Source organism: Nostoc sp. FACHB-888, assembly GCF_014696655.1.
GTDB lineage: Bacteria > Cyanobacteriota > Cyanobacteriia > Cyanobacteriales > Nostocaceae > Nostoc.
The window spans coordinates 1-8,913 of sequence record NZ_JACJQM010000173.1 but is presented as its reverse complement, the minus strand read 5'-3'; the positions used below and the strand labels follow the sequence as shown (position 1 = coordinate 8,913).

7 protein-coding genes are annotated in these 8,913 nt (G+C 44.6%); 4 read left to right on the top strand and 3 right to left on the bottom strand.

The annotated features are described in order from the left end of the window. Positions 1 to 138 precede the first annotated feature (138 nt). The 3 genes from H6G26_RS35285 to H6G26_RS35275 all read left to right on the top strand — a co-directional run bounded on the left by H6G26_RS35285 (position 139) and on the right by H6G26_RS35275 (position 3,773). Positions 139 to 1,338, top strand: a complete 1,200-nt coding sequence (locus H6G26_RS35285; RefSeq protein WP_190735891.1) for a ScyD/ScyE family protein — start codon at positions 139 to 141, stop codon at positions 1,336 to 1,338. Between the two features lie 129 nt (positions 1,339 to 1,467). Next, positions 1,468 to 2,337: a dioxygenase gene (locus H6G26_RS35280; RefSeq protein ID WP_190735890.1), complete on the top strand. Its 870-nt coding sequence runs from the start codon at positions 1,468 to 1,470 to the stop codon at positions 2,335 to 2,337. A 728-nt stretch (positions 2,338 to 3,065) separates the two neighbouring features. After that, positions 3,066 to 3,773, top strand: coding sequence for a class I SAM-dependent methyltransferase (locus H6G26_RS35275; RefSeq protein WP_190735888.1), 708 nt, complete (start codon positions 3,066 to 3,068; stop codon positions 3,771 to 3,773). Between the two features lie 84 nt (positions 3,774 to 3,857). Here the strand turns inward: H6G26_RS35275 and H6G26_RS35270 are convergent, their stop codons facing one another. The 3 genes from H6G26_RS35270 to H6G26_RS35260 all read right to left on the bottom strand — a co-directional run bounded on the left by H6G26_RS35270 (position 3,858) and on the right by H6G26_RS35260 (position 7,636). Further along, positions 3,858 to 5,096, bottom strand: a complete 1,239-nt coding sequence (locus H6G26_RS35270; protein ID WP_190735886.1) for a hypothetical protein — start codon at positions 5,094 to 5,096, stop codon at positions 3,858 to 3,860. 104 nt (positions 5,097 to 5,200) lie between these two features. Next, on the bottom strand, positions 5,201 to 6,799 hold the full coding sequence (locus H6G26_RS35265) for a hypothetical protein (RefSeq protein ID WP_190735885.1): 1,599 nt from the start codon (positions 6,797 to 6,799) through the stop codon (positions 5,201 to 5,203). Positions 6,800 to 7,381: 582 nt separating this feature from the next. Beyond that, positions 7,382 to 7,636 carry a hypothetical protein gene (locus tag H6G26_RS35260; protein WP_163935955.1) on the bottom strand — a complete coding sequence of 85 codons (255 nt, stop codon included), beginning with the start codon at positions 7,634 to 7,636 and terminating at the stop codon, positions 7,382 to 7,384. A gap of 199 nt (positions 7,637 to 7,835) precedes the next feature. On the opposite strand from H6G26_RS35260, the gene H6G26_RS35255 reads away from it, so the two are divergent. Continuing rightward, the gene (locus H6G26_RS35255; protein WP_190735883.1) at positions 7,836 to 8,435 is read left to right on the top strand and encodes a hypothetical protein; all 600 of its coding nucleotides are present in this window, start codon (positions 7,836 to 7,838) and stop codon (positions 8,433 to 8,435) included. Positions 8,436 to 8,913: the final 478 nt, after the last annotated feature.

Genomic DNA, 8,913 nt, shown 5'->3' with positions numbered 1-8,913 from the left:
TAATTTGTTGAATCAAGGCGAGTTAGTCATTAAGTGGCATCGGAAAATCAAAAACAAAGGTAATGTAAGTTATATTGCAGCTTAAATGCCGATTAGCTTATTGAGGATAGAGCATCGTAAATTCAAAGGAGGAAAACCATGTCCCAAACAGTAAAAACACCACAGATATCGCAAATTGAGGTGCTGGCATCTGGTCTGGATAGTCCACGTAAGTTGAGCTTTGGTCCTGATGGGGCACTTTATGTTGCCGAAGCAGGACGAGGGGGGACAGGTACCAGTATTCCGTCTCCATCTCAACCAGGCGCGTCTGTATTCTATGGTGCAACAGGTGCAATTACCCGAATCCAAAATGGTGTTGTAGAACGAGTCGTAACCGGACTACCATCGCTGGCATTACCCGATGGATCAGATGCAGCAGGTGTGAATGACATTGAGTTTGATGCCTATGGAAACGCCTATGCGATCATGGGTCTTGGTAGCAATCCAGCCAATCGAGATAATATTCTACAAGTTCCTGATTTTAGCCAGTTGATCGCAATCAATAACTTTGATGGTGGTGCTTCTTGGACAAGATTGAGCGATTTTGGTGCTTATGAGCAAAATAACAACCCCGATGGGCAAAATGTAGACACTAACCTCTATGACTTGCTGATTAAAGACAATACAGCTTATGTCGTAGATGCAGGTGCCAATGATTTGCTCAGTCAGCGAGCCTTTAGCAGCGAACCGACTTTAGAAACAGTCTTTCCAACTTATACCACGACTGATCCGCTTACGGGGGAAGCCGTGGTGCGGCAGCCTGTCCCCACCTCAGTCACCGTTGGCCCTGATAGCGCTCTCTATGTTGGCGAATTGACTGGGTTTCCTTTTCAGGCAGAAACAGCAAAAGTTTACCGCATTAATGCTGAAGGTCAACCGGAAGTTTATGCAGGGGGTTTTACGAATATCGCGGATCTGGCCTTTGATAAATTTGGCGGTCTCTATGTCCTGGAATATGATGCGGACGGAATCTTGAATGAAAGTGACGCAGGTGCCCTGATTTATGTATCTCCAGATAGTAAAACTCGCACCACGATCTTGGATGATGAGCTAATTAATCCGACAGGTCTAGAAATCGGTTCTGATGGTGATATTTACATTTCCAACAAAGGCTTTCTTGCAGGACAAGGAGAGGTGTTGCGGTTGAGTTTAGAGAAGGATACAACCTTTGGTTGCGCTCCACTGTATGACTTGGTGAATCACTGCATGATAACTAACACGGCAGATAGCAATCTGGCGAATATCTACCAACAAGCGTTGGGTCATTCGTTCCCTTTCCAGTCATATCCAGGAGCTTGAACGCCGACAGGAGCCGCCACGATTAGCTACACATTACCATCCATCCCAAAATTTGGAGCGGGTACTTTAACACGCTTTTAAGATAGGCGAACCAGTATGTTAATTACTTAACAAATAAGGAGTTCAATCATGGATAATATCACCCTTGACACCATTACTAAAGCTGTCGTCGAGCATGGCGATCGCGGCAAATCCCACCCGCGACTATATGAAATTTATACAAGTTTGGTTCAACATTTGCATGACTTTGTGCGCGAGGTGAATCTGACTGAACCAGAATTACAGCAGGGACGTGATTTCCTTAACCAGGCAAGCCACCATACTCAAGAGATTCCTACTGGAGAGATACATTTGTTAACAGATATATTAGGGATCTCAGAGTTGGTAGAGCTGTTACAAAATACACATAACGGTACAGAAAGCAATTTAGAAGGACCATTGTATGTGCCGAATGCAGCAGAACGTCTCCTGGGTGATCGCTTGGGCATTGATCCAGAAGGTGACACGCTTTTCCTGTCAGGCAGTGTTTTAGATGTAAACGGTCAACCGCTCGCTAATGCCCTGATTGATGTTTGGCAACCGAATTCTAAGGGATTGTATGACATTCAGGATTCATCTCAACCGCAAGGGAACTTTCGGGGATGTTTCAAAACAGATGCCAGTGGTAAATATATGTTTGAAACTGTGGTGCCTCTGGGTTATAACGTGCCAGCCAACGGGCCATCAGGCGAGTTGCTACGACTACTAGGACGGCATACTTGGCGAGCGGCTCACATCCATTTCAAAGTCAGTGTCCCAGAATATACTTCGCTGACAACTCAAATCTTTATGGCTGGCGATCCTCACCTGGATTCAGATACCACCTTTGCAGTTCGATCAGCGATTGTTCAATTACAAAAGCATGAAACACCAAACGAACTCAAGGCGAAAAATCAAAGTAAACCGTTTTACTCGACCGAGTTTGATTTTGTGTTGAAAGCCGTTACAAGGTCAACTTAGAAAACAGCAAGTTAGAGAAGGTAATATTTGCGTCCTACCTGCAAACTTGCCGTATGAAGTCGTGCTGGAAAGCAAGCAGGAAATGGTAGGTATTAATTTTAACCCTATATTTATCAAGTAAATTGCCGATGAATTGACGGGTAAAACGGTTGGAATTATTGCACAGTGTGCAGCCCAAGACCTTTTAATTCAACAATTTGGGATCGACCTACACAGAGAGTTTCAGCAATCTCCAAGGGGTTTGTATAGTCATTTTGCAGGCGCATTTCGTCGATTTATTAACCCTGTTTTGTCACTTTCGGAAAACAATAATCGGAGCGAAACTCTGAAACTTTGATTTGATAAATTTTTGAGCTTTTCTTTTCTAAGAGAAACTAAAATTTATAGCCAAAATCTGAAAAATAAGGCTCTCAAAGGCTTTCAGGAACTGGCTTCTCCCAAAGTGACAGAACAGGGTTAAAGTCACCCCGAAAGCCTATCGAAATGTAAGGGCAAATTTTTGACAAACTGGGCAAAAAATTTGTAGCTTACTTTGACGTGTAAAGTCTAGATTAAAGCAAAAGTACAATTGAAATAAGCATTCATGCTCAATTTCTTGCCGATTGTTTTGATGCAAGACGGAGGCCCAGCAGGTCTATACGCCGCTTTTGTCTTGAGACGATCTTTGTAGACGTGCCTTAATTATTGACTTTGGCAAACTCCGCTTACTTTCTTATTGGCTTCCCCATATGAAAAATCAAAAACCAGCTTTTATTTTCGATCAAAAAGCCGCTTCTGACTATGATAAAAGGTGGGCTAAGTTGGCTCCAATCCGCGACTCTCTTGATTTGTTTATCCGAGCCATACTATTAGAACTTCCTGCTGATGCCCGGATACTCTGCGTTGGTGTAGGAACTGGCTCGGAATTGATTGCTCTTGCCCAAGCATTTCCACAATGGCGATTCACTGCGGTAGAGCCTGCGATTCCTATGCTTAATGTTTGCCGCCAGAAGGTTGAAGAAAGTGGAATCACGGCACGCTGCACTTTCCACGAAGGTTATCTCGATTCGTTGCCTGCATCAAACGAGTTTGATGCAGCGACTTGCCTTGTCGTTTCTCACTTCCTCATGCAGAAAGAGGAGCGGCGCAACTTTTTTAATCAGATTGCTTTACGGCTTCGCCCCCAAGGATATTTGATTAGTTCCGATATAGCTTATGATATGTCTACTTCAGCCTATCAAAGCCTTCTTAATGTTTGGTTGCGAATGATGAAGTCTGCCGAACTGCCGGAGGAAGATATTGAAAAGATGCGCGCGTCTTATGGTCGCGATGTTGCTGTGCTGCCACCCCAAGAAGTTGCATCACTCATTGCATCGGGCGGCTTTGATGCACCTGTGCTATTTTTTCAGAATCTACTTGTTCATGCTTGGTATTCAAGGCGAACATCACCCAATTAAAAGGGTTGTGTTACAGCAGATGGTGATGCGGGGTCAGACTCTGCCATCTATTGCATAACAACAATGTAATTGGTGTAGGCTGATTTATGAACCTACCTCCTCACCTATCCAATCAGCCAGCACCCCATCCACAATCGCAATTTCCCACTGCGGAAACTTAAGCAGCACCTTTTTAATTACAATCTGCAAAGCAGGGTCATCACTCCAACACTCCTGCAAGAACTCAAACCCCGGATTCTCCCCCGAATTTCCCGCAACCTTGAGTTTCTGCATACGCTCCGGTCGTACATTTGACCGTACAACTATTGCCTCATGCGACCATTTTTCAGGATTTGGCACAGGCGCGGCGGAACCAGTACCTTCATAAACTGCTTTGACTTCTACACCCAAAACTTGGTTTTCTCCTGACAACGAAGCTGAATTTCCCTGTTCTACCTGCCCCTGAGTTTGATTAGCGTGGACGTGAAACGGCTTGTCGCTAGACATCGCAGAATTTAAAAATTTTTCATTTTTAGCGACGGGCGCGGCAGAACAAGTACCTCCATGACAGTCCCTCAATTCAACGCCACAATCCTGGTTTTCTCCTATCAATAAAGCAGATTGACTTGGTGCAGCATCCACAAGCGTCAGCGTTGTGCAGTCCATTGCCATAGGCAAGTCTTTCTCTTTCTCTGACACGCTTTCAACAGTCTGAGGCGAAGCGCCCTCCAAGGGCGCGTGAGCCGTCTTCTCACAGGGCAAAATCTCATTTAGCGTGTCAGAGATACACCTCACAATCTCTTTTGAAGAGATTGTGAGGTGTTCCTGAACAGTTTGTGAGGTTTCCTGTAACCCTTGCTCTAACTGACTTTCACCTAAAATAGATGCTTGATTTAAAGCACCCATTTCTTCAGAGCCAGCATTCATCTCTGAATCCCCAGCATTTGGCTCTTGTTTTTCAGCATCTGGTTTTGGTGACGCAGAATTAGCTTTCTCCCAAAATTCTTTAATCCTGCTACCATGCAAATTCTTTACCATCCAGCTAGCTGTTTCCCGTCCATCTTGAATGGACTTATCCGGCTTGAAAATGAACAACCCGCTTTCAACTAGAATTTTCTTCGCAGAGATAAAAGTACTGTACCCCAAAGCAGAGGTCAAAGGCATCCACCGAGAACCATAAGGGTCAGCCGTCCAGCATTCTTGCCACAATTGCGTAACTGAGGGCTTTTGCTGGGAAGCCCACAGCATATCTTCTATGGGAATAATCACATGAAGCCTTTTATACGGTGACTGTGGTTTAGCAGCAGCCTTTTTGGGTTTGGGTCTGGTAATAGTTGCGGTCATTGTACAATCTCCTGTTATGTTGACGCACGGAATTTTCCCTACAGCGATTGCAGGGTTTGGTACTTGTATTTGGTTGTCTAAAAAGCTACCGATGCAATGAAAGCCTATTGAGGCTGCCAGAATCGCAACTCGTCCCGGAAATACCTGTCAGTCTTTTTTGATTGCTCCTTCCAACAATCCCAAGCCACCACTACTTCCTCGCCTAAATCCTCTACGACTTCACCCCTTTCCACATACAAAGTGCGGTAGGGGTCAGCATGGGCAACGATAGAGCCGATGTCGATGGTGTCTGGTTGAGAGGATGCGTTCTGGAGAGCGGTAATTAAATCAGTCTCTTGGGTGGTCAATTCTGCCCAGTAATCTTGTTTAATCACCTCGTACTCTTGCGCCACTACCCAATATTCCTGCCAGCTACACCCAGGTTTAGCTAGCACTGCCCTAATATCGCTAACTGCCTGGGGCAACATTTCCAGTTGCTCGGCTCGATATGCGATCGCAGATGGTGTCGGGTCACTCCCCAGAATTATCGCAGCAGCTTCAAGTGCTTGGGTATTGTTCATAGCGCTGGCAAGATTCTTCAACGCCATACCCATTAGCCGTAAGCATTCCTGTGCATTTTCCTTTGGTGGTTCCTGGGCTAGCGATCGCAGGTCAATAGTTTTCTCTAGAGCTTGCTGAACCTTCTTGTTTAGCGCTTTAGCCCCTTGTTTGGTGTAAGTATTTCCCCAATCTTGTCCAGTTCGAGGCTCTTTAGCGTTTTCCAAATCCTGAATGCGCTGCCTAAGCTGTTGGTTCTCAGTTTCCAACTGTCGTAACGATTCCATTTCATCCAATCGCTGCTGCAATTGAACGTTTTGCTCCCTTTGTTGCTTGTACAGATTTTGCAAGGTTGAGAGTTGTTCAATTACTTGTTCTTCGGCTCTGGCTGTGGCTTCTGACTGTAGTCCAATTCTCAATTCTTGTTGTAAGTGCTCTAACTCAAGCTTGTGTTGCTCTTTGAGTGCAGCGATCGCCTCAGAGTATTGTGGTGGATAACTTGGCTCTGTGGGGAATGGGACACTGTGGGCATCTAAATCAGCATTGTTGATCAACAACCTCTCGCCATCAGCAAAGGTAACAATCTGCTGCCAGTGATTCGGTGCGTCTGCCTCAATGGTTCCCTCATTCCCATACCTTGGGTGTGACTGTTGTGAAACCGTGACTTTAGCAGGTTCAGGAACCACTGGTTCTTGAATTTTGGGAACCAGTGGTTCCTGAATAGATTGCTTTTTGCGTGGAAGTTGAGGAACCACAATATTTGCAGCAGCCGCAAAGTCTGAAACACTTGGGTCAGGGTTATCTTTCAGAGCGATCGCTACAGCTTGTTTTAGTTTCTCTGGTTCCTTGACTAAGCGAAGTAACGGACGAGCTTGGCGCTCATTTTTGATGTGTCCACCCAACTCGCCAACTGCGTCTATGACCTTTTTGGCTCCTAGCAGTTGGTTGATTCGTCGGTATCCACCCCAGGCGTATAATTCACGCTGGCAGTATTCTTCAAAGTTTTTATATCCAGCTTGCAGGTAAAGCTGCTGTTCCCTCATCAGAAGGATTTCATTTACCGCTTGCCACTCGAATCGGTCGATGGCGGTGAAGGTTTCCTGGATGCTGGTATTGACAACACCGTAATCAAGTGCTGTTGTTTGTTCTCTGTCTAGTGTCAGCATATTTCTCTCCTGTTTTTATAGATAGGAGAGGTGTTAAAAAGCACATTTAGCTGATAAAAGATTTTTTCTTGTTCTGCCTCTATTTCAACACGAAAAGCACTTTTGTATCTATACAGCAGAGGTATTTGGTGGTCAATAACGTAATTGACTGCTGTGCATAGTTTAAGAAAATTTGATATTCTTTGAGTGTCCATAGTCTTAACCGATGATCATTTGGGCATCCCCGCTCTAAGTTTTCCAGGCTGTTAGCGGGGATTAATTTTAAGTAATCACCAAGTAATGCTGAATGCTAAAGCAAAATTTGATAAGGCATTTTGCTATAACGCCAGCACACCAGGAAGTATGTCAACCTCATTCTTGTCGCTACAAGGATATACAAACCCCCTGTTAACGTTAACAAGCATCTCCTAGTGAAAAGATACGCAAGATTTTTGTTACTTGAATTATAATGCATTGTATTCATTTATAATGCATTTTGGATTAAGAAAAGTCAACCCGCCTTGTCAGTTGACGGAGGCGGGCTTCCTTTCATTATTCGTAAGACAAGCTCGTGTTGTTGCCTGAGAGATTCATTTTCTTCTCTCAGGCTGCGAATTTTCCCTCCAATTCTTGCTCCAATTTATTCATCCGTTGCTCCACGAGTAAAAGCGTTTGACGCATCGTTTCTAAGCTGAGTACTTCATCATGCTTTTGAGGCTGTTCTGAAGTCTCTAAAGCCCTTACTAACAGTTCATTAATTATTTGTGACGGTTTCTTGCCAGCTTCTCTAGCTAGGCTTTCTATTTTTGCCTTGATTTCGCTGCTAGTACGAAAACTTACCTGAGCATCAAGTTTCATAATCTCCATGTATTGCAGTGCATTTATTTGATCGAAGTATATCTCTACTTGAAAATATTGAAAACTTTTGTAATGCAAGTCTTGATTTTGCAGTGCAAATGCATTACACTATATTCATAAGATGAAATTAAAAAGCGACCGCCTCTAGTCTCGCAAACCGAGCGATCGCTTTTTGTCCAAATAATTGGAGATCCTCATTATGATGCATTCAACCTATACACAGCAAGCACCCTCAAGCTTCAAGCTAAATCAAACACTAATTGCTGATACCCCTCGCAGAGATGAGCAAGCGATAGCCCAAGCTGAACTGTACAGCCACCTCGAAACCCAAGCTGAAGCTGTAGCCCCTACCCTTGACCCCCTGACTGCTCGTGACCGTCGCATCATTGGTGAGATTATCCAAGTCGAACCCGAATCAGTCCGTACCATCTGGATCGAAGGCGGGATTACGGTATGGGTGCAGTTAGTTGGTGGCGGACGGCTACCCTTTGATCGCAACTGGTTCGCTACAAGAGTTGCAGAAGTCAAAGCGACTCTACCAGAAACACCTTTGGAACGCAATGAACGTCTGAGCGATGAATTGGAAAAAGCCTGCACTGTCTTTGGTCTGTACCACGGCGAGATTAACTGGTTATCTTTTAGCACCAAACTCTTTCAAGAAGGGCGTTTGGTTGGCTTCGTCGGGTGCAGTCAAGAAGTGTGGTACGCAAGACCAAGACAGTACGGACTCAATCGTGTGGCTGCTAGTGCTGAACAAGTGATTGGGCTGCTGGGAGTTCGAGCCAGAGTAGCGGCGTAAGTTGCTGAAGTCAGAAAAGGCGATTGCTTTCCCAAGACAAATGCAATCGCTTTTAAGCTAAATCTGGAACAAACAGAATCATGACACAAAGTACAGCAAGTAACCTCTCACTTCAAGTAGGTGACTGTCAAGAGAAAATTCTTCTACCTGCTACAGATGCGAATGCAGATGGGTAAGGAATCCCTACCCGTGGAAGTGAGAAAGGCGATTGCTCCCTCAAGAGAAATGCAATCGCTTCTAAATTCCATTGCTTAACAAACATTGATCATCGCATAAAGTACACGAAGCAACCTCTTACTTGAAGTAGGTGACTATCAAGAAAAACCTCTCCTACCTGCAACAGATGCGAATGCAGAGGTGTAAGGGATCTCTAGTTCGACAAGTGAGAAAGGGCGGTTACTTCTCCAAGAGAAATGCAATCGCCTTACAACAGGATTTATGACAATTCAAATCATGGCACACGAAATATGATTAGCCC